This window comes from Vescimonas sp., assembly GCF_057856985.1.
The window spans coordinates 60187-86405 of the sequence record NZ_DBLZXX010000001.1 but is presented as its reverse complement, the minus strand read 5'-3'; the positions used below and the strand labels follow the sequence as shown (position 1 = coordinate 86405).

Sequence of the window (26219 nt, the reverse complement as noted above, 5' to 3'; positions counted from 1 at the left end):
CGGACGGCCTCTTTTTTACTATGCTGACGCTTACTGCTCCTGCGCGGGCTTCCCGCACTGGGGGCAAACGCCGTTTTCCAGTCTGCTGCCGCACTCCCGGCAGAACTGGGCGGGCCGGGCAGGCTCCGCCCAAACGGGCTGGGGCTGAATTGGGGGCTGCGGTTCTGGCTGGGGCTGGTACGGCGGCTGAGGCTGAACCGGAGGCTGGGGCTGCGGCTCCTTGCGCTGGATAGCCTTTTTCAGCTCCTCCACATCGGGGGCGGCAAACACATCCCCGCCGGCGCTGCCGGTCTCGTCCGCCAGTTTACGGTTGATGGAGATGACATTCTTCACCAGCAGAATGGCCATCATCATCAGCTCATAGCTGAGGCGAACGGCGATGGGTCCCACGATGATGCACAGCAGGCCGGCACCGCCCATCCATCTGCTTGCGCCGGTCCAGTAATCCCTCTGGACATTGAACAGCTGGAGCACGCCGTAGAGAACGATGAAGGCGGTGGAGAAGATGTACAGCGCTTGCAGGATCTTTTCCACCACGAGGAACTTGAAGGCGCATAAGTCGTGCAGGAATTTGCCGAAGGCGTTCAGCTTCTCCCGGCGCTTTTCCGGCACAATGAAGATAAATGCCAGCACCGTTGCGGCAATGGCGAGAACCACCGCGACGATCAGGAAAATCAGTTGCTTCATGGGACTCTCTCCTTTTCTATGTAATACCATCATGATAACAACGGTTCACGCTGTTGTCAACACAAGAAAGAGGCCGTCCGGCATACGCCGGACGGCCTCTTTTTTACGTTCAGCTGTTGATAACGTAGCTGCCGGACGCCGGCGCCTCCGCAGCCGCTGCCACCAGCCGCGTCTCCGCGTCGTAGCCCTTGGGCAGCTGCCGCTGCACCGCTGCCGCGTCCTCTCCGGACGGGAGATAGATGCGGTCGAACAGCTCCGCCAGCTGGGTCGCCGTCAGGGCGTTGTCCCCGCTGCCGCGCAGCGTCACCGACAGGGCCACGCCCTCCGGCAGACTGCTGCGCAGGCTCTTGGCGAAGTCGGTGAGGATCTGCACATGGTCGCTGCCGCCGTTGGCGATAGCCTCCAGATCTCCCTCTACCGGATAGCAGAACCAGTCCAGCAGGATCTCGTCGAACCCCAGCTCCGCGCACTCGGTGCTCAGCGCCGTGATGTAGCTCAGCACTGCGGGATTGGTAGGATCCAGCCACGCGCCGCCGTTGGCATCGTACCACAAACTGTCGTCCTCCCGCACCAGCGCCGTCTCCGGCAGTCCCTGTGCGTAGGCGCTGTCGCTGAAGCAGCAGATACGCGCCACCGTGTACCGGTCGCTGGCCAGCAGCTGCTTCAGGCAGTCCAGCGGGCGTCCCTGCTCCACGATGACGTTCTGCGGCACCGACACCTGCGTGCCGTAGGTAATGCCGCCGTTCTCGCGCTTCACCGCCAGCACCATGTCCTCCGGCACCAGGGTGTTCATGATGTAGTCCGCGCCCCACCACAGGCAGTCGTCGGGCAGGCGTGTGGCGTGGAGCGCCGTTACCGGCGTCAGCATGCTCTCTGGTTCCAGACGGTCGATGTCCACATCCTCCACCGGCGTCTTATCCGGCGTGGGTGTGCCGTCATGCCGTCCCCAGGGCAGCTCCAGATGGACCTGTCCCGCCTCATCGTAGACCAGATAGTTCTGCACCGCCAGATATCCCACGGCGCCCAGCAGGATCAGCACCAATACCACGATCAGCACAATGCGGCCGGTGGAAACGCGGCCCCGATAACTGTTGTACCCCCTTGTCGCCATAGGCGTACCCTCCCTTAGGGCTGGATGCTGTCCACCAGCGCCACGCGGCGGGCGTGGCGTCCGCCCTCAAACTCTGTGGACAGGAAGATCTCCACCATGCGCTTGGCCAGATTCGGCCCCGTGATACCGGCGCCCAGCGCCAGCACATTGGCATCGTTGTGGCGGCGGGTCATCTCCGCCTGCAAACAGTCGGTGCACAGGGCGCAGCGAACGCCGCCCACCTTGTTGGCGGCCATGGACACGCCGATGCCGGTGGTGCAGATGACAATGCCCTTGCTGCACTCCCCGGCGGCCACGGCCCGGGCCACCTTCTCGGCGTAAACGGGATAGTCCACGCTCTCCGTGGAGAAGCAGCCCACATCCTCAAAGTCGATGTCGTGCTCCTCCAGCCAGATGAGAATGTCCTGTTTCAGCAGATAGCCGCCGTGGTCGCAGCCGATGGCAATTTTCATGGTCGTGTTCTCCTTTTTCTTTTATAGGGGGCGGAAAATGGGCTTCCCACCCTCAAATGTGCAGAAATACCGGAAGCCGCAGTCCCGCAGCAGCTGCTGCCGCTCAAGGATGGCGCAGCCCACCATGTCGCGGGAGTGCGCATCGGAGCCCAGGGTGATGACCTCGCCGCCCATCTCCCGGTACAGCCGGAGGATGTCTCCGGCCGGCAGCGGCGTGTTGCCGCGGTTGGTGTTGCACTCGATGCCCAGCCCCTTGGGGATGATGGTGCGGAAGATGTCCTCCACCTGCGCCATATGGGACTGGAACGTCATGTGCTCACCCAGATTCTCGTTTATGTACCGCAGCGGCAGCGTCAGGTGGCCCAGCACGCTGCACCGCCCCCACTTCGCCAACTCCAGCACATCCTCCAGATAACTGTCGATAAGCTCATGATAATACGTTTCGGAACTTTTTTCAACGTAGTAAAGGTCAAAATATCCGAATTTTTTTCCCGCCATGTGGACGGACCCGATGACGAAATCCAGCTTGGGCGCGTGATCCAGCAGATGCTCCGCCCGATCGAAGGCCATGGGCGCCTCGCCCAGCTCCGCGCCCAGCCGGATGGTGAGCCGGTCGCCGTACAGCCGCCGCGCCTCCGCCAGCTCCGTCTGGGCCTTGTCCCAGTCGAAGTCCCAGCGGGGCTGGCGGCTGCCCCAGCAGATGGTGTCCACATGGTCAGTGATGCAGATCTCGTCCAGCCCGCGGGCCACGGCGGCCTCCGCCATGCGGGCGATGGTTTCCCGCCCGTCGGGGGAGCAGTCGGAATGGGTGTGATAATCAGCCAGATACATACGGCACCTTATTTCTTTCTCAGGAAGTCCAGAAAGCTCTTGCGCTTTTCATAGTTCTTCTCGCCCAGCGTCTCGCTGAATTTCTTCAGCGCCTCCTTCTGCTCGCGGTTCAGGCCGCGGGGCGTCTCGATGACCACGGTGACGTACTGATCGCCGCGTCCCCGTCCGTTGAGCACGGGGATGCCCTTGCCCCGCAGCCGGAACACAGCGCCGGTCTGGGTGCCCTCGGGGATGCTGTACTCCACGGAGTCTTCGATGGTGGGGATCTTCAGCTTCGCACCCAGCACCGCCTGACTGAACGTGATGGGCGCCTCGCAGAACACGTCGTAGCCCTCGCGGCGGAACAGCTCATGGGGCCGCACCATCACGGTGATCAGCAGATCGCCGGCAGGCCCGCCGTTCTTACCGGCGTTGCCCTGCCCACGCAGGGAGATGGTCTGGCCGTGGTCGATACCGGCGGGGATGGTGACCTTGATGGTCTTGCGCCTGCGCACCGCACCGCTGCCGCCGCAGTCGGCGCAGGGCTGGTGGATGATCTTGCCGGTGCCGTGGCAGCGCTGGCAGGGTCTGCTGCTGGCGAACACGCCCATGGGCGTGCGCTGCTGCACCTGCACCATGCCGCTGCCGTGACAGTCGGGGCAGATCTCCGGCGTGGTGCCCGGGGCACAGCCGTTGCCCTTGCAGGTGGGGCATTGTTCGCTGCGCTCGATAGTGACATCCTTCTCACAGCCGTGGGCCGCCTCCAGGAACGTCACGGACACGCTGGCGCGGATGCTCTCACCCCGCTGGGGGCCGTTGCGGCGGGTCTGCCCGCCGCCGCCAAAGCCGCCGCCGAAAAAGCTGCCGAAGATGTCGCCCAGATCGCCGAAGTCGAAGCCGCCGCCAAAGCCGCCGCCGGCTCCGCCTGCCCCTGCGCCGTAGCTGGGGTCCACACCGGCGAAGCCGAACTGGTCATACCGCGCCTTCTTCTCCGGATCAGACAGCACCTCGTTGGCCTCGTTGACCTCCTTGAACTTCTCCTCGGCCTCCTTGTCGCCGGGGTTCATGTCAGGGTGGTACTTGCGGGCCAGCTTCTTATATGCTTTTTTGATCTCGTCCTCGGATGCGCCCTTGCTGACGCCCAGGACCTCATAGTAATCGCGTTTATTTTCTGCCATCGTCGTTCTCTCCGATAATACCACAAGAAGGGACAGGCTGCCCTGTCCCTCTTGTGGGATATGTGTTACTTGTTCTGGTCGTCGTCATCGACTACCTTGTAGTCGGCGTCGTAGTACTGCTGTCCGCCCGCATTGGGGTCGCCCTGGGGCTGACCGCCCATGTTGGGATCGCCCTGGGGCGCCGCCTGCTGGTACAGCTTCTCGCTCATCTTATAGAACAGCTGGGTCAGCTCCTCGGTAGCGGCCTTGATGGCGTCGGTGTCCTCGCCCTTCAGAGTCTCCTTCAGCTTATCCAGACCGGCCTGCACGGGAGCCTTCTCGCTCTCGGGCACCTTGTCGCCCACCTCGCTCAGGGTCTTCTCAGCCTGATAGACCAGCTGATCGGCCTGGTTGCGGATCTCCACCTTCTCCTTGATCTTGGCATCCTCGGCGGCATACTGCTCAGCCTCCTTGACGGCCTTCTCAATGTCATCCTTGCTCATGTTGGAGGAGGAAGTGATGGTGATGTGCTGGGCGTTGCCGGTGCCCAGATCCTTGGCGGACACGTTGACGATGCCGTTGGCGTCGATATCGAAGGTCACCTCGATCTGAGGTACGCCGCGGCGTGCCGGAGCGATGCCGTCCAGATGGAAGCGGCCCAGGCTCTTGTTGGCGGCGGCCATCTCGCGCTCACCCTGCAGCACGTTGACCTCCACGGAGGTCTGGTTGTCGGCGGCGGTGGAGAAGATCTGGCTCTTCTTGACGGGGATGGTGGTGTTGCGCTCGATCAGACGGGTGCAGACACCGCCCATGGTCTCAATGCCCAGAGACAGGGGGGTGACATCCAGCAGCAGCAGACCCTTGACGTCGCCGGTCAGCACACCGGCCTGCAGAGCCGCGCCCATGGCCACGCATTCATCGGGGTTGATGCCCTTGAAGGGCTCGCTGCCTGTGAAGCTCTTCACGGCCTCCACCACGGCGGGGATACGGCTGGAGCCGCCCACCATCAGCACCTTGGCGAGGTCAGAGGGCTTCAGACCGGCATCAGACATGGCCTGACGCACGGGACCCATGGTAGCGTCCACCAGATGGCCGGTGAGCTCGTTGAACTTGGCGCGGGTCAGCGTCACGTCCAGATGCTTGGGGCCGGTGGCGTCGGCGGTGATATAGGGCAGGTTGATGTTGCTGGTGGTGACGCCGGACAGCTCGATCTTGGCCTTCTCGGCGGCCTCCTTCAGACGCTGCATGGCCACCTTGTCGCCGCTGAGGTCGATGCCATCGGTGCGCTTGAACTCGCTGACCAGATACTTCATGATGCACTGGTCGAAGTCGTCGCCGCCCAGACGGTTGTTGCCGGCGGTGGCCAGCACCTCGATGACGCCGTCGTCGATCTCCAGAATGGACACATCGAAGGTGCCGCCGCCCAGGTCGTACACCATGATCTTCTGGGCCTGCTCCTTGTCCACGCCATAGGCCAGCGCGGCGGCGGTAGGCTCATTGATGATACGCTTTACGTCCAGACCGGCGATCTTGCCGGCGTCCTTGGTGGCCTGACGCTGGGAGTCGGTGAAGTAGGCGGGGACGGTGATGACAGCCTCGGTGACGGTGCTGCCCAGATACGCCTCTGCGTCAGCCTTCAGCTTCTGCAGGATCATGGCGCTGATCTCCTGGGGAGTGTAGCTCTTACCGTCGATAGAGACGCGGTGGTCGGTGCCCATCTCGCGCTTGATGGAGGAAATGGTGCGGTCGGGGTTGGTGATGGCCTGACGCTTTGCCACCTGACCCACCATACGCTCACCGGTTTTGCTGAACGCCACCACGGACGGGGTGGTGCGGTTGCCTTCCGCGTTAGGGATAACGACTGCCTCGCCGCCTTCCATCACGGCTACGCAGGAATTGGTCGTACCGAGGTCGATACCGATAACTTTAGACATAATGATTGCCTCCTGAATTTATCTTAATTTCATTTATTTACGGGTTTAAGAGATCAATAGGGCCGGTCGGGCATAATCAGCGCCGCGATGATATACGCCAGCAAGCCGCTGCCGCCCAGCAGGCTGAACAGCACCCAGCCCAGACGCACCAGCGTGGAGTCGATGTTGAAATACTCGGCGATGCCGCCGCAGACGCCGGCCAGCTTCTTGTCCGTACTGCTCTTATACAGCTTCTTTTCGTTCATGGAAATACTCCTTTCAGTTTGCCACCTTCACCATGGCGAAGCGCAGCACCTTATCTCCGATCATGAAGCCCTTCTGGAACACCTCTACGATGGTGTTCTCTCCGGCGCTCTCGTCCTCCGTGTGCATCACGGCGTTGTGCTTTTCCGGATCGAAGGGCTGCCCCAGCGCGGGGATCTCGGTAACGCCCATCTGGCCCAGCACGTCGATGAACTGCTTGCAGATCATCTCCAGCCCCTGCCGGTGGCCGTCACCCTCCTCAAACTGCTGCACGCCCCGCTCCAGATTGTCCAGCACCGCCAAAAACGGCTTGATGGTGTCGGCTTTGGCCGTACCGTACACGTTTTCCTTTTCGCGGGTGGTGCGCTTGCGATAATTGTCGTATTCCGCCGCCAGACGGAGGTACTTGTCGTTGGCATCGGCCAGCACCTTGGCCAGCTGCTCCATCTGCTCCATCTGGGACTTGGTGACGGTGAACGTCTCCTCCTGCACCGCCTCCTCAGCGGGCGCCGCAGTCTGTTCCACCGTCTCCTGTGCCGCCGTTTCTTCGGCGGACGCCTTCTTTTTCTGCTTATCCTTTTCGCTCATTGTATATCCTCCGGTAGCTGTTTTTTACCAAACATACGGCTCAGGCTCTCTGCAAAGTAGCTCAGCCGCGCCGCCACAGCGGCGTAATCCATGCGGGTGGGGCCCACAACGCCCACCAGACCCCGCATGTTGTCCCCGATGTCGTAGCTGGCGATGACCACGCTGCTCTCCTTCAGGGCGTCGTTGACGTTTTCCGGCCCGATAAGGATCTGCATGGGCGCATCGCTCTGGGGCACCGGAAGGTCCTCCTTATTGTCCACCATGAAGCTCATGAGATCGTGAGCCTTGTCGATGTCCCGAAATTCCGGAAACTTCAGAAGCTGGCTGGCGCCGTTGGTAAACACCTGCTGGTGCTGGGTCTCCTCCAACAGCGTGCAGGCATATTCCGTCACGCGGTTGAGAAGCAGGAACCACTGGCCCGACACCTGATCCGACAGGCTCATCAGCGTGGCATTCATCTGTTCCGGCGCCGCCCCCACAAAGTGGGTGTTCAGCAGGTGGCTCAGCTGCGGCAGCGTCTCGGCGTCCACCGGCAGGTCCAACTGCATCAGCTGGCTCTTGACGCGGTTGTCCGACAGCATCACCACGGCGATAAAGCTGCTCTCGCTGACGGAGATGAGCTCGAACCGCTGCACGGTGGCGACCGTCCGGTGATCGGCCACGGCGTAGGTGGGGTAGCCCACAAAGCTGGATACCATCTGTCCGGCCTGACTGATGACCTGATCCACCTGCTTCATCTGGCCGGACAGGGCATCGTTGATCTTGGCCGTCTCCTCCGGCGACAGAGCCTTGCGCTCCATCAGCTCGTTGACGTACAGCCGGTAGCCCTTGGCCGACGGCACACGTCCCGCAGAGGTGTGGGGCTGCTCCAGATAGCCCATCTCCACCAGATCCGCCAGCTCGTTGCGGATGGTGGCGGAGCTGATCTTGCCGGGCATCTGTTCCACGATGGCCTTGGAGCCCACGGGCTCGGCGGTGTTGATGTAGCTTTCCACCACGATCTTCAATATTTGCTTTTTGCGGTCTGTCAATTCCATAGCTTTCTCCGTTTAGCACTCCTGCTTTTCGAGTGCTAAACGCAGTTTACCACCCTCCCCAGATAATGTCAATAGGGGCTATTTTAATTATTTGTAAACACGGCGCGGGAAAAAGCGCCCCGCCGGAAGGCGGAGCGCTTCTGATTGCACGGTTTATTTTGCGGACTCCTCCGCCGGCTTGCCGCGGATGAACTCCTGCACCAGCGAGTATACGATGGAGCACACCGGCACGCCCAGCAGCATGCCCAGCACACCGAAGGCCCCGCCGCCCAAGGTGACGGCGGCCAGTACCCACAGTCCGGGCAGTCCCACGGACTTGCCCACCACCTTGGGATAGATGAGGTTGCCCTCCACCTGCTGCAGGATCAACAGGAAGATCAGGAATGTCAGGGCCTTGATGGGGCTCTGGAACACGATGAGGAACGCGCCGGTGGCCGCGCCGATCCACGCGCCGAAGATGGGGATCAGCGACAGTGCCGCGATGATGACCGACACCGGCAGGGCGTAGGGCAGACGCAGGATCAGCATGCCCAGACAGCATAGGGTGCCCAGAATGAACGCCTCCGTCACCTGACCGGTGACGAAGCTGGAAAAGGCGTTGTTGCTCAGGCTCAGCAGCCGCAGCAGCCGGTCCGCCGCCTTCTGAGGCAGGCTGCGCCGCAGCAGCCGCCTGGACTGGGCGAGGAGCGTCTCCTTCTGGGCCAGCAGGTACAGGGAGAACACCAGCGCCAGCAGGAAGTTCACCAGCGCCCCCACGATGGAGGCGGTGATGTTCACCGTGGTGTTCACCACGCTGTCGCCCTTCTCCTGCAAAAAGCCGGTGATGGTGTTCTTCACGCTGTCCGCGTCCAGCGCCAGCTCCGGCAGGGTCACGCCGTGCTCCGCCCCGAAGGCGCTGAGGTTCTCCCACCACGCCTGGATCTGGGCCACGTAGGTGGGGATGTTGGCCACCAGCGTGGAGCCCGCCTCCTCCAACCGGGGAAGAAGAATAAAGAAGATGGCGAAAATGATGCCGATGAACAGCACCATGGTCAGCGCCAGACAGACGGGCCGCTTCAGCTTCCGGCTCCACCGACTGTCCCATTTGGCCAGCGCACGGTCCCACAGCCGTTCCAGCGCCGCCATCATCAGGTTCAGCACAAAGGCGATGCAGATGCCCAGCAGCAGCGGTGACAGCAGATCCAGCAGCTTCCCCAGCACCTTTGTCACTGCCGAGATGTTGTAAAGCCCCCAGAACAGCAGCACCGCAAAGGTGATGAGCAGCATGATGCGCTGCATGGTCTTTTTGTTGAGTTCCAAGTGTACTCCGCCCTTTCTGACCGTATTTTCTCTATTCTACCATGTTTGCCGCCGGCAGTCTATTAAGATTCTGTATACTTTTTCCCCGCTTGTGTCTTTCCGCTGCGGATGGTATAATCAGAGAAATGACAAACAGGAGGTATGCGCATGACTGTTACCGAAGCATTGGAAAAGCTGAAAACCTATGAACAGACCAGCTTTGCACTGGGCCACGCCATGGGCCTTTTGTACTACGACGGCGTCACCGTGGCGCCCAAGGGCGCTGCCGCCGTCCGCGGCGACACATCGGCGGAGCTGAGCCGTATCGACTATCAGCTCACCACTGCACCGGAGACGGTGGAGATGCTGGAGACCCTGATGGCTGCGCGGGAGGAGCTGGACGCCGTCACCCGCCGCAAGGTGGAGGAGTACTGGCGCAGCTATGACCGTACCCGCCGCATCCCGGAGGAGGAGTTCGTGGCCTATCAGCGTCTGTCGATCAAGGCTGACGATGTGTGGCAGACCGCCAAAGAGACCAATGATTTTGCCCTGTTCGAGCCGTATCTGCAGGAGATGTTCGACACCCTGAAGCGCTTCGCCCTGTACTGGGAGCCGGACAAGGCTCCCTACGAGACGATGCTGGACAACTATGAGCGGGGCCTGACCATTGCCGCCTGCGACGAATTTTTCGCCGCTCTGCGGCAAAAGCTGGTGCCCCTGATCCAGCGCGTCACCGCCCACGCCGACCGGGTGGACGACGCACCGCTCCACGCCGATTTCCCCATCCCCATCCAGCGGGAGTTCTCCGACTTCGTCATGGATGTCATGGGCATCGACAGGAACCACTGCACCATCGGCGAGACGGAGCACCCCTTCACCATCAACTTCTCCCGGGACGACGTGCGCATCACCACCCACTACCACGCCGACATGGTGGCCTCCTCCCTGTTCTCCGTGATCCACGAGGGCGGCCACGCCCTGTACGAGCTGCACACCGGCAGGGAGCTGGCCCGCAGCAATCTGGGCGCCGGCGTCTCCATGGGCATCCACGAGAGCCAGTCCCGCTTCTACGAGAACATCATCGGCCGAAGCCGCGCCTTCTGCTCCATCATCTATCCGTGGCTGAAGGAGCACTTCGCCCCACGTCTGGACCATGTGACGGAGGACGACTTCTACCGTATGATCAACAAGTCCGAGCCCTCCCTCATCCGCACCGAGGCCGACGAGCTGACCTATTGCCTGCACATCATGGTGCGCTACGAGCTGGAAAAGCGCATGTTCGACGGGTCCCTCACCGCCCACGATCTGCCCGCCGAATGGAACCGCCTCTATAAGGAATATCTGGGCATTGATGTGCCCGACGACCGGCAGGGCGTACTGCAGGACTCCCACTGGGCCAACGGCAACATCGGCTACTTCCCCTCCTACGCCATCGGCTCGGCCTACGGCGCCCAGTACCTCCAGGAGATGTCCAAGGATCTGGACGTGGACGCCGTGGTGCGCTCCGGCGACCTGACCCCCATCAACAACTGGCTGGAGGACAGGATCTGGAAGCATGGCTGCATGAAGGACCCCGTGGCCCTGTTCGAATCGGTCTGCGGCAAGTTCGACCCCGACTGCTACGTGGCCTATCTGGAGAAGAAGTTCACCGAGGTCTACGGCCTGTCATAAGACAAAAGGGAACGCGCACATCGTGCGCGTTCCCTTTTTTCCTTTATACGGCGGCTCCGGCGGGGGCATTCTCCGTCTCCGCCTCTGCGGCGGCAGGGATCAGTTCCTTGATGAAGCACCGGCGGCGCTTGTGCTGCTCCGTTTGGAAGTCCTTCCACTGGGACTGCACCTTGTCGTTCATCTCCAGCATGGGGCCGGTCTCCGCCTGCTTGATGCCCATCTTCAGGCAGCCCTTCATGGTCTTGCTGAGGATGACGGCGTTGACGCCACGGGACTGGTAGTCCGGATGCACGGCGATGAGCAGCAGGTCTATGGTATCGTTTTTCCGGAAGGATTTCAGCACGTCCATCCAGCCGGTGGGGAACAGCCGTCCCCTGTGCTTCTGCATGGCGGTGGCCAGACTGGGTGCGCCTACGCCGAAGGCGACCATCCGGTCGTTCTTATCCATGACGAAACAGGTGGTGTGGGGGTTGATCAGCGGCGCGAATTTGGAAGCATACTTTTTGATCTGTTCATCCGTCAGATCCACCGTGCCGTACAGCGGGGCGTAGGCCACGTTCACCAGGTCGAAAAACGGCTTCAGCAGCGGCAGATACGCCAGCCGGCTCTTGGGCTCCACGATGTGCAGATGGTTGCGCTTGAGCACGAAGTCCGACAGCTTCTCCCACCGCTGGATGGTTTTCTCGTCGGTGGGCACGGTGATGAGCTCCTCGATCCAGTCCACGTCCTTCACGTAGCCCAGCGCCGCCATGTGGTCGATGTAGTAGGGGTGATTATAGTATGTAAAGAAGCAGCTGCGGCGGTCGAAGCCCTCCACCAGCATGCCCTCACGGTCCATGTCGGTGAAGCCCAGCGGCCCATGCACCGCGGTGCAGCCCAGCTCCCGTGCCCAGTCCTCCACGGCGGCGAACAGCGCAGCGGATACCTCAGGATCGTCGATAAAGTCCACCTGGGTGAACCGCATCCGGTTGGTGCCCCACTTTTCATTGGCCTTGCGGCTGCGGATGGCGCCGATGCGCCCCACGATCTCCCCGTCCCGTTCCGCCAGCCAGCACCGCGCGTCGCAGTAGGAGAACGCCGGATTTTTCTGACGGTCCCAGTCGGACAGGTCGTCGCCATACGTGGCGGGCACGAACTGCGGCACGCCGCGGTACAGCTGATTGGGATAATCCACGAACCGGCGCAGCTGCGCCTTCGTGGTCACTTCTACAATAGAAACCATAACTGCTCCTCCTGAGCAAGCGTATTATATCCATATGATACCATCGGTTAACAAGGGCAAACACGCCTGCCAGCGCGTCTTTCCGTCGCTTTTTGTCCTTTTCGCCTTGGCGGGCGCTCGCCCGCCTGCGTCTCAAAAGCCAAAAATCGCTCGAATATCCATCGCTGGCAGATGCGGACAGTTTTGCCGGAGCAGAAATGCGTCCAGACAAGGAAAGGCCCGTAGAGAATACTGCCGTATTGTCAAGGGACTTGACGCCGTATGGGCGTATTTCTGCCCGTCAAAACCGTGTCTGCCCTTGTCAACCGATGGTATATATGATGTATGTGTATCCACACCGTAATTCCATACAGTGACAGTGTACCTCTTTCTTTCCGTAAAAGCAAGCGCATAAAATACTGGTATCTTCTGCGGTGTTGTGTTATACTCAACTCAAAAATGAATGATCGGGAGGAGAGGGAAACATGGAACTTCTTTGGTACGACATCCGCACGCTGGACACGGATACCATGGCCCATACCGTGGCCATGATGGATGAGGAGCGCCGCCGCCGCGTCAACGACATCGCCGGCGAGGACGACCGCAGGCGCACCGTGGCCGGTGAGCTGCTGGCCCGCCGCCTGCTGGCGCAGCGCCTGGGCTGCGGCGAGGGGGAGGTCCCCCTGCGCTGGGATGAGATGGGCAAGCCCACCGTGGACGCCGTGGGCGTCTACGTTTCCGTCAGCCATTCCGGGCCCTACGCCGTCTGCGCCATCGCCGATGTGCCGGTAGGCGTGGATGTGGAGGTGGTCCGCTCTGCGGACGAGAAATTCATGCGCCGCGTCTGCTCCGAGGCGGAGATGGCCTACATCCGCGTGGGCGACGATGGCGACTGCGCCCGTTTCTGGGAGACCTGGACCGCCAAGGAGGCCCTGTTCAAGCTGACGGGCAAGGGCCCCCTGCTGGCTCTCAGCCGCCTGGCCCTGCCCCGGGGCGTGGTGCTGGATCACGTCATGCAGAGGGGCTGCGCCCTGACCACGGCCCTGCGTCTTGGTTAAATTTTCTGCAATTTGCGAAAAAAGGCTTTTCACCTGCCCCTGAATTTGTTATAATTTAGACGAGGATGATTTACGAGAACAGTAGAGGAGGAGCTTTTGTATGATTCGAGTTGGTATCATCGGCTGCGGCAAGATCGCGCAGGTGCGCCATCTGCCCGAGTACGCAGCGAACCCCAATGCCCAGGTGGTAGCCTATCACGACAAGAATCGGGCCCGCGCCGAGGAGATGGCCGCCCAATATGGCGGCGTGGTGTGCGACAGCTACTTTGACCTGCTGAACCGCGACGATGTGGACGCCGTGTCCATCTGCGTGGAAAACCGCAGCCACGCGGAGATCTCCACGGCGGCGCTGTACGCCGGCAAGCACGTCCTGTGCGAAAAGCCCATGGCCGTGACGCTGGCGGAGTGCGAGTCCATGGTAGCTGCGGCGGAGCGCAATGGCCGTCACCTGATGGTGGGCCACAACATGCGCTTCGATCCGGTGCACCGCCGGGCCAAGCAGCTGCTGGACAGCGGCGTCATCGGCGATGTCATCACATTCCGCGCCGTGCTGGGCAACGCCGGCCCCGAGGGCTGGTCCGTGGACGAGGGCACCTGGTTCTTCGATAAAAACAAGGCGGCGCTGGGCGCTCTGTCCGATATGGGCATCCACAAGGTGGATCTGATCCAATACCTGCTGGGCCAGAAGGTCATCGAGACCACCGCCAAGGTGGTGACGCTGAACAAGCGCGACAGCGAGGGGAACCTCATCGGCGTGGACGACAACGCCCTGTGTATCCTGCGGATGTCCGGCGGCGCGCTGGGCACCATGGCGGCCAGCTGGACCATCTACGGCAACGAGTGCCAGTCTACCTGCCTGTACGGCACCAAGGGCATTATGCTGATCTACAACGAGGCTTCTGCCCCCATCACAGTCAGCGATCTGGAGGGCAACACCACCAGCTACAACCTTGATGTGCCCCACAACGGCACCGGCGTCATCGACGAGTTCGTGGACGCACTGGTCCACGACCGCGAACCGGAGGTCTCCGGACGGGAGGCGCTGACGGTGATGCGCACCATCTTCGCCAGCATCAATTCCTCCAACATCAGCCGCACTGTGGCGGTAAACAGCGACTTTGTCACCCACTTCTGAGCAAACGCACCATTGCGGGGCGGGCAGACAGCCCGCCCCGCCGTTTTCTATATCACACATGAAAGGGAGTATCCTTATGTATCGCATCGGCATTGATCTGGGCGGAACCAACATCGCCGTGGGCGTGGTGGACAGCGGCTATCACCTGATCTCGGAGGCCAGCGTCCCCGCCGGAGCCGGCCGTCCGGCGGAGCAGGTGGTGGCGGACATGTGCCGCGCCGTGGAGCTGGCACTGGACAAGGCGGGCCTGACGGCCCGGGACTGCGCCTCCATCGGTGTGGGCGCCCCGGGTACCTGCGACCCCCAGCGGGGCGTGGTGGTCTGCGCCTATAACCTGGGCTGGTTCGATGTGCCGGTGTGCCGTATGCTGACGGAGCACTTCGGCCTGCCCGCCCGCCTCAGCAACGACGCCAACTGCGCCGCGCTGGCGGAGACGGTGGCGGGTGCCGCCGTGGGCTGCCGCAACATGGTGCTCATCACCCTGGGCACCGGCGTGGGCGGCGGCATCATCGTGGACGGCCAGATCGTCTCCGGACTGGGCGGCGCCGGCGGCGAGGTGGGCCACAGCCTGCTGGTGCTGGACGGCCAGCCCTGCACCTGCGGCCGCAGCGGCTGCTGGGAGGCGTATGCCTCCGCCACCGCCCTGATCCGTCAGGGCAAGGAGGCCGCCGCGTCCCATCCCGACTCCCTGCTGAACCGCTATCCCGCTCTGACGGGCCGCGACGTGTTCGACGCCGCCGACGACGGCGACGCCGCCGCCAAAGCGGTGCTGGACCGCTACTACGACTATGTGGCCGCCGGCATCACCAATCTGGTGAATATCCTGTCGCCGGAGATGGTGCTCATCGGCGGCGGCATCAGCCGCCAGGGCGAGCGCCTGCTGGCCCCCATCCGCCGCTACGTGGCCGCCAACTGCTTCGGCGGTACGGAGCGTCCCCAGCCGGTGATCCAGGCGGCCCAGCTGGGCAACGAGGCGGGCATCATCGGCGCCGCCGCGCTGTAACAGCACATAAAAAGGAAGCCGTCCCGCGGGACGGCTTCCTTTTTATGTCGTTCAATCGATGGTACGCACAAAGTTCATGCCGCTCTTCTGCATATGTACGTCCAGCCGCACGCGGTCACCGCGGATAAAGCTCCTGGTGTACTCGTAGATGCGCCCGTCCTCGGTACGGGTGAGCCGCTGGTGATAGAAGGCGCAGTTTCCCGCGTTCACGCCAAGCAGCTTGGCCTTCTCCGCGTCCAGCACCACCGCCTCATAGCTCTCGTCGGCGGCGAAGGGCACGATGCCCACATGGTACAGGAGGCTGTAAAAGCTGTGGGTCTGCAGCATGTCCCGTGTCAGATGGGGATAGATGTACTGGGGATAGTAGCTGGTCTCCAGGATCAGCGGCTCGCCGTCCACGTTGCGCACGCGGGTGAAACAGTACGCCGGCGTGCCCTCCCGCAGCTCCATCTTCTCGCACACGGCCTGATTGGGCACGATCACGTCGAAGTCGATCAGCGTAGAGGACGGCACCTTACCCAGCGAGGACACCTCGGTGGTGAAGGAGTACCGCACGCCCCGGCGGTTGGTGGCGGGGTCGGCCACGAAGGTGCCGCGGCCGCGCTTGCGGACCACCAGTCCCTCGTCCTCCAGCTCGCCGATGGCCTGCCGCACGGTGTTGCGGCTGATGTTCATCCAGCGGCACAGCTCCGCCTCGCTGGGCAGCAGATCGCCCACGGCCAGCGCACCGGTGGAGATATTGCGTTTGATGATGCCCACCAGCTGGGCATACAGGGGAATATCGCTGTCCATGGACAGCTTGGCGTTCAAGATCGGATTCTGTTCCATTGTAAGGGGTTCCTTTCCCTCTCCTCTGAGTTGTACCTATTGTACCATACAAATCCGCGGAAAGATAGGCATATTTCTGATAAATATCGTGGGATTCCCGTTTTTGCGGAAAATCACCGGTATCGCCGCCGTAAGTTTCACCAAAAGAATAGAAACAGCGCCGTCCCGGTGGGACGGCGCTGTTTCCGGAACAAAAAAGAAGGAAAACCTTTTTGAAAGGATATTGGCGTTTTACTTGTGATCGACGCTGTACATGTGCTCGATGAGGCACAGGATCTTGTCGGAGTAGCCGATCTCATTGTCGTACCAGCTGACCACCTTCACGAAGGTGTCGGTCAGGGCGATACCGGCCTTGGCGTCGAAAATGGAGGTGTGGGTGTTGCCCAGGAAGTCGGAGGACACCACAGCCTCGTCGGTGTAGTCCAGGATACCCTTCAGCTCGTTCTCGCTGGCCTTCTTCATGGCAGCGCAGATCTCGTCGTAGGTAGCGGGCTTGCTCAGGTTCACAGTCAGATCCACCACGGACACGTCCAGGGTAGGTACGCGCATGGACATGCCGGTCAGCTTGCCGTTCAGGCTGGGGATGACCTTGCCCACGGCCTTGGCAGCGCCGGTGGAGCTGGGGATGATGTTGCCGGAGGCGGCGCGGCCGCCGCGCCAATCCTTCAGAGACACACCGTCCACGGTCTTCTGAGTGGCGGTGGTGGAGTGTACGGTGGTCATCAGACCGTCGGTGATACCGAAGTTATCGTGCAGCACCTTGGCGATGGGGGCCAGGCAGTTGGTGGTGCAGCTGGCGTTGGAGACGAACTGCATGTCGGAGGTGTAGGTGTCCTGGTTGACGCCCATGACGAACATGGGGGTGTCGTCCTTGGAGGGGGCGGACATCACCACGTGCTTGGCGCCGGCGGCGATGTGGCCTGCGGCCTTCTCCTTGGTCAGGAACAGGCCAGTGGACTCGATGACGTACTCGGCGCCCACCTTGGCCCAAGGCAGGTTGGCAGGGTCACGCTCTGCGAACACGGGGATGGAGCGGCCATTGACGATGATGGCGTTCTCGGCGCTGCCGATCTCGCCCTCGAACTTGCCGTGCATCGTATCATATTTCAGCATATAGGCCAGATAATCAGCGGGGCAAAGATCATTGATACCCACGATCTCGATCTCGGGGTGGTTCATGCAGCAGCGCATGACCATACGGCCGATGCGGCCGAAGCCATTGATACCGACTTTAATGCTCATAAAATAAGACTTCCTCTCTGATGGAATATATCAAATGTATGGTATGTTTGTATTATATGCGATATTTTCAGAAATGCAACCCCTTTTTTAAAATTTTTTCCGATTCAGCAAAAAAGGACAAAAAACTTGTTTTTGCAGTTACCGTTTGGTATAGTGTGGATAACCAACCGGTAACTGCCGTGTATGGCGGCGGCCATCGGGCCACATTATATAGTAGTGTAGTGCCGCGCCTTCACAGGCGCGTGAAGGAGACTACCGTGCCGGCAGGCATGCCGGTCTCACAACGACGCAGGAAAGGAAGTGGCACATGAACGAGGAACAGAAGCCGCTGCCGGCAGATATCCAGCCGCCGGTCATCCAACCACCGGACATCCAACCGCCATCGCCGGCCCCTCATCAGCGGGAACAGCTGCTCAATGAGGTGCTGCTCCACGTGGCAGCTCAGATGCGCACGGCGCTGGGCGGCATGCACATGGCGGTGAGCCGTCTGGCTCCGCCCGACCGGCGGGACGGGGATGCCGCGCTGGATCGGGACGCGGCCATGCTGAATCGGGGGTATTATGCCCTGCTGCGGATGGCCAACAACCTGTCAAACGCGCCCATGCTGCTGTCGGACGAACCTTTTTACAAGGAAAATGCGGACGTGGTAGAATGGCTGGCGGGCCTGTGCCATCAGGCGGAGCCCTTGTTTTTGCTGCGGGGCACGACCCTGACGTTCCAGTGCGCCGTAGCGCACCACACCGCGGCCATCCATCGGGACCGGCTGGAGCAGGCGGTGTGGAATCTGCTGTCCAACGCGCTGAAGTTCACACCGGCAGGCGGCCGCGTCACGGTGTCCCTGCGGTTTGAACGGAAGCAGGTGCTGCTGACGGTGACGGACACCGGCGGCGGCATCCCCGTGGAGCGGATGGAGACGGTGTTTGACGGCTACCTCCATCCGGAGCGGCTGGCGGCGCTGCCCTGCGGACTGGGGCTGGGACTGCCGCTGTGCCGCCGCATCGCCGAGGGCCACGGCGGCCGCATGGTGCTGGACAGCCGGCCCGATCAGGGCACGTCTGTGACACTGGCGCTGCCGGACGAGATGGCGGAAGACACCGTGGAGGACGTGCAGTTCGACTATGCGGGCGGCTTTCAGCCGGCGCTGGTGGGGCTGGCGGATGCTCTGCCCTATCAGGCGTTTCTGCAGAAGCACTCCGACGACTGAGAGCATCTGCCCGCCTAACGGGGACATACTCCTGCGGCGGAGCTGACATCCGCATATACCGGCCTCTCCGGCGATCCGCGAGGGAGGCGTTTTCCCGCATTACTATCATTGACAGATATTGCCTGTTTATACCCGTTTTTTTCGTAGGAGCGAAGTTCATGATGAAGAAGAATTCCAAACGCGTACTGATTGCCATGTCCGGCGGGGTGGACAGCGCCACCGCCGCCGCGCTTTTGCAGGAGCATGGCTACGGCTGCGGCGGCGCGATGCTCCGCCTTTACAGGGACCCGGAGGTGGACCGCCTGTCCGCCCGGAACGCCGAGGACGCCCGCCGCGTGGCGGCGCGGCTGGGGATGGAATTCCATTTACTGGATGAAACGGAACGTTTTTCCAGCTGTGTCATGCAGAAATTCATAGACGAGTACTGCGCGGGCCGGACGCCCAACCCCTGTATCGACTGCAATCGGGAGCTGAAATTCGGGGCGCTGCTGGATCGGGCCCTGGAGATGGGTTACGACTATCTGGCCACGGGCCACTACGCCCGCATCTCATACGACGAGGAGGCGGGCCGCTGGCGTCTGCTGCGGGGCCGCGACCGAAAGAAGGATCAGAGCTATGTGCTCTATCAGCTCACTCAGTTCCAGCTGGCCCACCTGCTGCTGCCGGTGGGGGAGTTCGACAAGGATACCATCCGGCAGGAGGCACGGGAGGCGGGGCTGACCGTGGCGGACAAGTCCGACAGTCAGGATATCTGCTTCATCCCCGATGGCGACTATGTCCGCTTTCTGCGCCGGCACGGCGCCCCCCTGATCCCCGGGGATTTTGTGGACAAGGACGGCCATGTGCTGGGCCGCCACAGGGGCCTTCCCTGCTATACTAGCGGCCAGCGGAAGGGATTGGGCGTCTCCGCCGGAAAGCACGTCTACGTAGTGCGGAAAAACGCCGCGGACAACACCATTCTGCTGGGGGACAACGAGGACCTGTTCACCGACACCCTGACAGCCTCGCGTGTCAACTGGATCGCCGGTGCGCCGCCGGAGGCACCGGTACGCTGCACCGCCAAGGCGCGATACAGCCAGCAGGTGGATGCGCCCTGCACCGTGTACCCGCTGGAGGGCCGCGCCATACGGGTGGTGTTTGATCAGCCCCAGCGGGCCGTCACCGCAGGGCAGGCCGTGGTGCTGTATAACGGGGACGAGGTGCTGGGCGGCGGCACCATCGAGAGCACGGAATAAGTGTTTTTGGACACGGACGGAGAAATGCCCAAAAATTAAACACTGAGGCGCCCTGTGGTCGAATTTTGATCACAGGGCGCCTCCTGTTGCTTGCGGAAATTTTGCGGGAGCGGTATGCTTTGGCCAACAAAGGAAAACATAAAGCATGAGCTTAGGAGGTATCCGTTATGTATTATTCCAGTGGTAACTATGAAGCGTTTGCCCGTCCCAAAAAGCCCGAGGGCGTGGACAACAAGTCCGCCTATATCGTGGGCAGCGGCCTGGCGGCCCTGACCGCAGCCTGCTATCTGGTGCGCGATGGCCAGATGAAGGGCGAGAACGTCCACATTCTGGAAAAGGGCACCACCGCCGGCGGCGCCTGCGACGGCTGGAGGTTCGAGAACATCGGCTACGTCATGCGCGGCGGCCGCGAGATGGACAACCATTTCGAGGTCATGTGGGATCTGTTCCGCTCTATCCCCTCTATCGAGACCGAGGGCGTCAGTGTGCTGGACGAGTACTATTGGCTGAACAAGGCCGATCCCAACTACTCAATGTGCCGCGCCACCGAGAACCGCGGCCAGGACGCCCACACCGATGGCAAGTTCAACATCTCCGACAAGGGCGCCATGGAGATCATGAAGCTGTTCTTCACCCCCAATGAGGATCTGCAGGACAAGCGCATCACCGATTTCTTCGACGATGAGGTGTTCAACTCCAACTTCTGGCTGTACTGGCGGACCATGTTCGCCTTCGAGAACTGGCACAGCGCCCTGGAGATGAAGCTGTATATCCAGCGGTATATCCACCACATCGGCGGTCTGCCCGACTTCACGGCTCTGCGCTTCACCAAGTACAACCAGTATGAGTCCATGATACTGCCCATGGTGAAGTATCTGGAGGGCTTCGGCGTGAAGATCCACTTCGGTGTGCAGGTGACCAATGTGGAGTTCGACTGCTCCGACCCCAAGCACAAGCTGGCCAAGCGCATCGACATCATCGAGAACGGAGAAAAGGGCGGCATCGACCTGACGGAGAACGATCTGGTGTTCATCACCAACGGCGGCTGCGTGGAGAACTCCTCCATGGGCAGCCAGGACAAGCCCGCCCCCTACAACACCGAGATCAAGGAGGGCGGCGGCTGGGACATGTGGCGTAAGATCGCCGCGCAGGACCCCGATTTCGGCCATCCCGACAAGTTCTGCTACGACCCTGAGCAGACCAACTGGATGAGCGCCACCGTGGAGACTCTGGATCAGCGCATCATCCCCTATATCACCGGCATCTGCAAGCGTGACCCGTTCAGCGGCAAGGTAGTCACCGGCGGCATCGTCACCGTCAAGGACTCCAGCTGGCTGATGAGCTGGACCATCAACCGCCAGCCCCAGTTCCGTGACCAGCCCAAGGATCACTGCCTGGTGTGGGTGTATTCCCTGTTCACCGACAAGCCCGGCGACTTCGTGAAGAAGCCCATGCGGGACTGCACCGGCAAGGAGATCTGCATGGAGTGGCTGTACCACCTGGGCGTGCCCGAGGAGCAGATCGAGGACCTGGCCGAGAACAGCGCCAACACCGTGCCTGTGATGATGCCGTATATCGACGCGTTCTTCATGCCCCGCGCCTACGGCGACCGGCCCAAGGTCGTGCCCGACGGCAGCGTGAACTTCGCCTTCCTGGGCCAGTTTGCCGAGACGCCCCGCGACACCATCTTCACCACCGAGTATTCCATGCGCACCGGCATGGAGGCCGTATACACCCTGCTGAATGTGGATCGCGGCGTTCCCGAGGTCTGGGGCAGCGTGTACGATGTCCGCGACCTGCTGGATGCCACGGTGAAGCTGCGGGACGGCAAGTCCCCCGCCGACATGGAGTTCAGCTTCATCGAAAAGCTCGCGCTGAAGAAGGCGCTCAGCAAGATCCATGGCACCGATCTGGAGAAGCTGCTGAAGGAGTACCACATCCTGTAAGGCAGTCCGATACGCAAGAAAAAAGAGACGGGCGCGCCGCGCCCGTCTCTTTTTTGCGGACGGAAGATTTCACCAAACCATACAGGGCACGGACGGGGATTTCTGTATATTTGAATGATTCTTCTTGCGATAATAAATTTTCCTCTTGCATGGCGCATGCATTTATGCTATGCTCCCTTCAACGTTAAGGGAAAGGAAGTGTGCGGCGATGACGACTGCCATGACCATGAATACCGCCGCATCTGCACAGGACACCTGTGCCGCTTTCGCCTGCGCTGCGATGAACAACTGCATGATCATTATTCTGGACGCCGTTCTGCTGGCGTCCATTTTTGTTCTGCTGCTGGACCTGATTACCGGTAAGCGGACTGCGGTGCATCGCTCCCCTATCTGCCGCCTTTTCTGAAAGGCCAACGACAGACAGATGAGACGAGAGGCTCCGCCGTCCGGCGGAGCCTCTTTTTTTGATAAACGCGACCTCCTGCGTCCGGCCAGCGCAGGGGCGGCGCGGCCCCTATCGGCAGGCAGGCCGTGTGTGATCTGACCGCTGATCGTTACATTTATGCATAGAAAGTGAGAAAGCAACCATGGGTTTCCTGAATTTTGTGATGGCACTGAGTCCGATCATTGTTGTGTTGGTGGGTATTCTGGGGTTTCGCCAGTCCGCCAGGCGCGTCGCCCCTGTGGCGCTGATCTGGACGCTGGTGCTGGCCTTTACATACTTCAACGTGACCGGCGCGACGTTCAAGGAGAACGTGGCCGTGTATGACGCCCTGCTGTGGAAGGGCATCAAGGAGGGACTGAAGATCGTGCTGATGGTGTTCGGCGCCTTCGTGATCCTGAACCTGCTGCGGGCCACCGGCGCTATTGACGAGGTCAAGGGCACCATCGCCCGCATCAGCGACGACCGCCGCGTGCAGGTGGTCATCATCGGTATGATGCTCCCCATCTTCCTGGAGGGCGCGGCCGGTGCAGGCGCACCGGCGGCTATCGCGGCCCCGTTCCTGGTGGCGCTGGGCTTCGACCCCATCACGTCCATCGCTCTGGCCCTGCTGGGCGACGCCACGCCGTGCTCCTGGGGCGGCGCGGGCCTGACCACCATCAACGGCGGCGCGGCCCTGACTGACGCGGGGCTGAGCACCGTGGCGCTGAACTCCGCCATGGTGGGACGCATCCACATGTTCGGCGTGCTGGTCATCCCCTTCATTATGGTGGCTATGACCTTCGGACGCAAAGGCTTCAAGGGCATCGTGCCCTATCTGACCTTTGCCGGTGTGACCACCGGCGCGGTGATGTTCGTACTGTCCAACTTCGTGGGCGCGGAGGTCACCTCCATGGGCACCGGTGTGCTGTCCATCCTGCTGAGCGTGGCCTACGTGAAGACCGTGGGCGTCAAGACACCGGAGGAGTACCGCTACCACGTTGACCGCGAGGAGAAGAAGTACGGTGCGTTCCGCGCCCTGTCCCCCTACGCGTACATGCTGGTGCTGCTGCCCGCCGTGCGTTACGGCGTGCCGGCCCTGGTGCCCAACGGCTTTGCCGTCATGTGTACCTTCGGCTACATCGTGTGGGTGGACGTGGTCATCCTTATCTGCGGCTTTCTGGGCGCAATGACGCTGAAAACCGGCTTCAAACAGTACGGCGAGATCTGCAAAAAGACCGTGAGCCACGTGATGCCGGTGCTGGTGACGATGGGCAGTCTTCTGGTGGTATCCTACATTATGCAGTCCTCCAACACGGGCATGATGAATCTGCTGGCCTCCGACGTGGCCGCCGTGGTGGGACGCTTCTACCCCGCCGCCGCCGTGGTCATCGGCGCCAGCGGTTCCTTCATCACCGGTACGGGGCTGGGCTCCAACATCATGTTTGCCGACATGCATATCCAGGCGGCGCAGGCGCTGGGGATGAACCCCATCACCGTGTTCGCCGGGCAGAACGCCGGCGCCTCTCTGGGCAATCTGATCTGCCCCAACAACACGGTGGCCGCCAGCGCTACGGTGGATCAGATCGGCAACGAGAACCTGGTCATGAAGCGGACGCTGCCCGCCTTCGCCATCATTCTGATGATCTACATGGTGCTGACCATGCTGTATACCTGTGTATTGTTCCCCCATTTTGGCATGTAACGGAAAATAAATGCAAAGGAGTGTTTTTAAATGACGAAAAAACGTATTGTGGGTGTGATCGGCCTGGGCCACGTGGGCGCGCATGTGGCCTACGCCCTGGCGGTGCAGGGTATCGCCGACGAGCTGGTCCTGGTGGACCAGAAGGAGCAGAAGCTGGCCAGCGAGGTGCAGGATCTGCGAGACGCCGCGGCCTACCTGCCCCACCGCGTCACGGTACGGGCCGGTGACTTCGCCGATCTGGGCGAGTGCGATGTCATCGTCAACAGCGTGGGCAAGATCGAGCTGCTGGAGACCCATGACCGTCTGACGGAGATGGATTTCACCATTCCCGCCGTGCGGAGCTATGCCCACAAGATCAAGGAGAGCGGCTTTGACGGCGTGCTTATCAACATCACCAACCCCTGCGACATCGTGACCCGCGAGCTGGCGCTGGGCGTGGGTCTGCCCCGGGGCCGCGTGTTCGGCACCGGCACCGGTCTGGACACCTCCCGCCTGCTGAGCGCACTGGCGCGGCAGACCGGCATCGACCACAAGTCCATCACCTGCTACATGCTGGGTGAGCACGGCAGCCAGCAGTTCGCGCCCTGGTCCTGCGTCAGCTTCAAGGGCATGCCTTTGGACAAGTGGGCCGAAACCGACGAGCGCTTCCGCTTCGACCGCGCCGCCCTGCAGAAGGAGTCCATCGGCGGCGGCTGGGTGACTTACATGGGCAAGCAGTGTACCGAGTACGGCATCGCCACCACCGCTGCGCGTATGGCTCACATCGTGCTCCACGATGAGAAGGCCATCATGCCCGCCAGCATGGAGCTGTGCGGCGAGTATGGCGAGAGCGGCCTGTTTGCCGGTGTGCCCTGCGTCATCGGCGCCAACGGCGTGGAGCAGGTGGTGGAGCTGCCCCTGACCCCGGAGGAAAAGGCCACATTCCACCAGTGCTGCGAGGGTATCCGCCGCAATATGGAGCATCTGAAGGAAATCTGAGGAGGTAGAAGCATGAATATCACTGTAACGAAAACCACCCATCCCGGGACGCTGCCGCCGGCGGACACGCTGGGCTTCGGCTCGGTGTTCACCGACCACATGTTCGTCATGGATTATACGGAGCAGGCAGGCTGGCACGATGCCCGAATCGTACCCTACGGGCCGCTGAGCCTCTCCCCCGCCGCCAGCGTGCTGCACTACGGTACAGAGGTGTTTGAGGGCATGAAAGCCTATCGCCGTCCCGACGGCGGCGTGCAGCTGTTCCGCCCCTGGGACAATGTGGAGCGGCTCAACAAGTCCTGCGAACGGCTGAGCCTGCCTCAGCTGGACCCCGACGATGCGCTGGAGGCTATCCGGAGGCTGGTGGAGGTGGATCAGGACTGGGTCCCCTCCGCCCCGGGCACCAGCCTGTATATCCGGCCGTTTCTGTTCTCTACCGATCCGGATCTGGCGCTGCACGGTGTGCATCAGGCCATGTTCGTGGTGATCCTGTCCCCCGTGGGCAGCTACTTTAAGAACGGGCTGGAGCCGGTGAAGATCATGGTGGAGACGGAGGACGTCCGCGCGGTGCGCGGCGGCACCGGCGAAGCCAAGTGCGGCGGCAACTACGGCGCGGCCAACCGCGCCGGTGACCGCGCCATCGAGAAGGGGTTCTCCCAGGTGCTGTGGCTGGACGGCGTGGAGCGCAAGTACGTCGAGGAGGGCGGCGGCATGAACGTCATGTTCAAGATCGCCGGTAAGGTGGTGACGCCCATGCTCACCGGCTCTATCCTCAACGGCGTTACCCGCCGGTCCTGTATCGCCCTGCTGAAGAGCTGGGGCATGCCGGTGGAGGAGCGGCTGCTCAGCGTGGACGAGCTGTTCGACGCCGCCAAAGCCGGTACGCTGGAGGAGGCATGGTGCGTGGGCACCGCCGCTGTGGTCTCCCCCATCGGCGAGCTGTACTATCAGGAGCAGGGCTATGTGGTCAACGGCGGCCGCATCGGCGAGCTGTCCCAGAAGCTGTACGACGAGCTGACGGGTATCCAGTGGGGCGAGCGGGACGATCCCTTCGGCTGGACGTACCGCGTATAAATAAGCTAACTTCCATGTGTGTGTACGAGTACCCCCAGGGCCGGAAGGCTCTGGGGGTACCCGGCGTTCCGGGACAGAACGCGGCGTTGAGAAACGGAGTGGAAAATTGTATAATGTGTCCATCCGCAGAGAGGACGCGGAGGCGAAACAACCCCGAACAGAGTGCGCGGACCGGCAAAAAACGGCCATGTCTACGCTCCGCAGACTCTTTTCCGCAGCGA

Annotated in this window: 24 protein-coding genes; 11 read left to right on the top strand and 13 right to left on the bottom strand. The window is 61.7% G+C overall.

What is annotated here, in order from left to right; translation table 11 throughout:
* Window positions 1-30: 30 nt before the first annotated feature.
* The 10 genes from ACZM22_RS00405 to ACZM22_RS00360 form a co-directional block, all read right to left on the bottom strand.
* Window positions 31-687: a hypothetical protein gene (locus tag ACZM22_RS00405; RefSeq protein WP_489542739.1), complete on the bottom strand. Its 657-nt coding sequence runs from the start codon at window positions 685-687 to the stop codon at window positions 31-33.
* Between the two features lie 109 nt (window positions 688-796).
* Window positions 797-1798 carry a putative glycoside hydrolase gene (locus ACZM22_RS00400; RefSeq protein ID WP_489542738.1) on the bottom strand — a complete coding sequence of 334 codons (1002 nt, stop codon included), beginning with the start codon at window positions 1796-1798 and terminating at the stop codon, window positions 797-799.
* Between the two features lie 14 nt (window positions 1799-1812).
* The gene (gene rpiB / locus ACZM22_RS00395) at window positions 1813-2250 is read right to left on the bottom strand and encodes a ribose 5-phosphate isomerase B (protein ID WP_483267263.1); all 438 of its coding nucleotides are present in this window, start codon (window positions 2248-2250) and stop codon (window positions 1813-1815) included.
* A 21-nt stretch (window positions 2251-2271) separates the two neighbouring features.
* Window positions 2272-3081, bottom strand: coding sequence for a histidinol-phosphatase HisJ family protein (locus ACZM22_RS00390; RefSeq protein ID WP_489542737.1), 810 nt, complete (start codon window positions 3079-3081; stop codon window positions 2272-2274).
* 8 nt (window positions 3082-3089) lie between these two features.
* Complete coding sequence (gene dnaJ / locus ACZM22_RS00385) at window positions 3090-4238, bottom strand: molecular chaperone DnaJ (RefSeq protein ID WP_489542736.1); 1149 nt, start codon at window positions 4236-4238, stop codon at window positions 3090-3092.
* A 65-nt stretch (window positions 4239-4303) separates the two neighbouring features.
* Complete coding sequence (dnaK, locus tag ACZM22_RS00380; protein WP_483267260.1) at window positions 4304-6151, bottom strand: molecular chaperone DnaK; 1848 nt, start codon at window positions 6149-6151, stop codon at window positions 4304-4306.
* 53 nt (window positions 6152-6204) lie between these two features.
* Window positions 6205-6396, bottom strand: coding sequence for a PspC domain-containing protein (locus ACZM22_RS00375; RefSeq protein ID WP_483267259.1), 192 nt, complete (start codon window positions 6394-6396; stop codon window positions 6205-6207).
* 13 nt (window positions 6397-6409) lie between these two features.
* Complete coding sequence (gene grpE / locus ACZM22_RS00370) at window positions 6410-6982, bottom strand: nucleotide exchange factor GrpE (RefSeq protein WP_489542735.1); 573 nt, start codon at window positions 6980-6982, stop codon at window positions 6410-6412.
* Window positions 6979-8019 carry a heat-inducible transcriptional repressor HrcA gene (gene hrcA / locus ACZM22_RS00365; protein ID WP_483267257.1) on the bottom strand — a complete coding sequence of 347 codons (1041 nt, stop codon included), beginning with the start codon at window positions 8017-8019 and terminating at the stop codon, window positions 6979-6981. The genes grpE and hrcA overlap by 4 nt, the downstream gene beginning before the upstream one ends.
* A 153-nt stretch (window positions 8020-8172) precedes the next feature.
* Window positions 8173-9318: an AI-2E family transporter gene (locus ACZM22_RS00360; RefSeq protein WP_489542734.1), complete on the bottom strand. Its 1146-nt coding sequence runs from the start codon at window positions 9316-9318 to the stop codon at window positions 8173-8175.
* Between the two features lie 147 nt (window positions 9319-9465).
* Here ACZM22_RS00360 and ACZM22_RS00355 point away from each other — a divergent pair, with 147 nt between their 5' ends.
* Complete coding sequence (locus tag ACZM22_RS00355) at window positions 9466-10968, top strand: carboxypeptidase M32 (RefSeq protein WP_489542733.1); 1503 nt, start codon at window positions 9466-9468, stop codon at window positions 10966-10968.
* A gap of 43 nt (window positions 10969-11011) precedes the next feature.
* On the opposite strand, the gene ACZM22_RS00350 is transcribed toward ACZM22_RS00355, so the two are convergent.
* Entirely contained in the window at window positions 11012-12190 is a 1179-nt protein-coding gene (locus ACZM22_RS00350; protein WP_489542732.1) for a hypothetical protein, read from the bottom strand.
* Window positions 12191-12654: 464 nt separating this feature from the next.
* Here ACZM22_RS00350 and ACZM22_RS00345 point away from each other — a divergent pair, with 464 nt between their 5' ends.
* The 3 genes from ACZM22_RS00345 (at window position 12655) to ACZM22_RS00335 (ending at window position 15365) form a co-directional block, all read left to right on the top strand.
* Window positions 12655-13227, top strand: a complete 573-nt coding sequence (locus tag ACZM22_RS00345) for a 4'-phosphopantetheinyl transferase family protein (protein ID WP_489542731.1) — start codon at window positions 12655-12657, stop codon at window positions 13225-13227.
* A gap of 100 nt (window positions 13228-13327) precedes the next feature.
* Window positions 13328-14362 carry a Gfo/Idh/MocA family protein gene (locus ACZM22_RS00340; protein ID WP_483267252.1) on the top strand — a complete coding sequence of 345 codons (1035 nt, stop codon included), beginning with the start codon at window positions 13328-13330 and terminating at the stop codon, window positions 14360-14362.
* Window positions 14363-14438: 76 nt separating this feature from the next.
* The gene (locus ACZM22_RS00335; protein WP_489542730.1) at window positions 14439-15365 is read left to right on the top strand and encodes an ROK family protein; all 927 of its coding nucleotides are present in this window, start codon (window positions 14439-14441) and stop codon (window positions 15363-15365) included.
* Between the two features lie 51 nt (window positions 15366-15416).
* Here ACZM22_RS00335 and ACZM22_RS00330 read toward each other — a convergent pair whose 3' ends face one another.
* Window positions 15417-16193, bottom strand: coding sequence for a GntR family transcriptional regulator (locus ACZM22_RS00330; RefSeq protein ID WP_489542729.1), 777 nt, complete (start codon window positions 16191-16193; stop codon window positions 15417-15419).
* 231 nt (window positions 16194-16424) lie between these two features.
* Window positions 16425-17435 (bottom strand): type I glyceraldehyde-3-phosphate dehydrogenase, encoded by a 1011-nt coding sequence (gene gap, locus ACZM22_RS00325; protein ID WP_489542728.1) that lies wholly within the window; start codon window positions 17433-17435, stop codon window positions 16425-16427.
* Window positions 17436-17742: 307 nt separating this feature from the next.
* On the opposite strand from gap, the gene ACZM22_RS00320 reads away from it, so the two are divergent.
* From ACZM22_RS00320 to ACZM22_RS00290, 7 genes are all read left to right on the top strand, one after another.
* Complete coding sequence (locus ACZM22_RS00320) at window positions 17743-18639, top strand: sensor histidine kinase (RefSeq protein ID WP_489542727.1); 897 nt, start codon at window positions 17743-17745, stop codon at window positions 18637-18639.
* A 158-nt stretch (window positions 18640-18797) separates the two neighbouring features.
* Complete coding sequence (mnmA, locus tag ACZM22_RS00315) at window positions 18798-19874, top strand: tRNA 2-thiouridine(34) synthase MnmA (protein WP_489542726.1); 1077 nt, start codon at window positions 18798-18800, stop codon at window positions 19872-19874.
* A gap of 167 nt (window positions 19875-20041) precedes the next feature.
* Window positions 20042-21820, top strand: coding sequence for an oleate hydratase (locus ACZM22_RS00310; RefSeq protein WP_489542725.1), 1779 nt, complete (start codon window positions 20042-20044; stop codon window positions 21818-21820).
* A 208-nt stretch (window positions 21821-22028) separates the two neighbouring features.
* Window positions 22029-22226 (top strand): hypothetical protein, encoded by a 198-nt coding sequence (locus ACZM22_RS00305; protein ID WP_489542724.1) that lies wholly within the window; start codon window positions 22029-22031, stop codon window positions 22224-22226.
* 181 nt (window positions 22227-22407) lie between these two features.
* Window positions 22408-23946, top strand: a complete 1539-nt coding sequence (locus ACZM22_RS00300) for an L-lactate permease (protein WP_489542723.1) — start codon at window positions 22408-22410, stop codon at window positions 23944-23946.
* 30 nt (window positions 23947-23976) lie between these two features.
* Window positions 23977-24924: an L-lactate dehydrogenase gene (locus tag ACZM22_RS00295; protein ID WP_489542722.1), complete on the top strand. Its 948-nt coding sequence runs from the start codon at window positions 23977-23979 to the stop codon at window positions 24922-24924.
* Between the two features lie 12 nt (window positions 24925-24936).
* On the top strand, window positions 24937-25998 hold the full coding sequence (locus ACZM22_RS00290) for a branched-chain amino acid aminotransferase (protein ID WP_489542721.1): 1062 nt from the start codon (window positions 24937-24939) through the stop codon (window positions 25996-25998).
* Window positions 25999-26219: the final 221 nt, after the last annotated feature.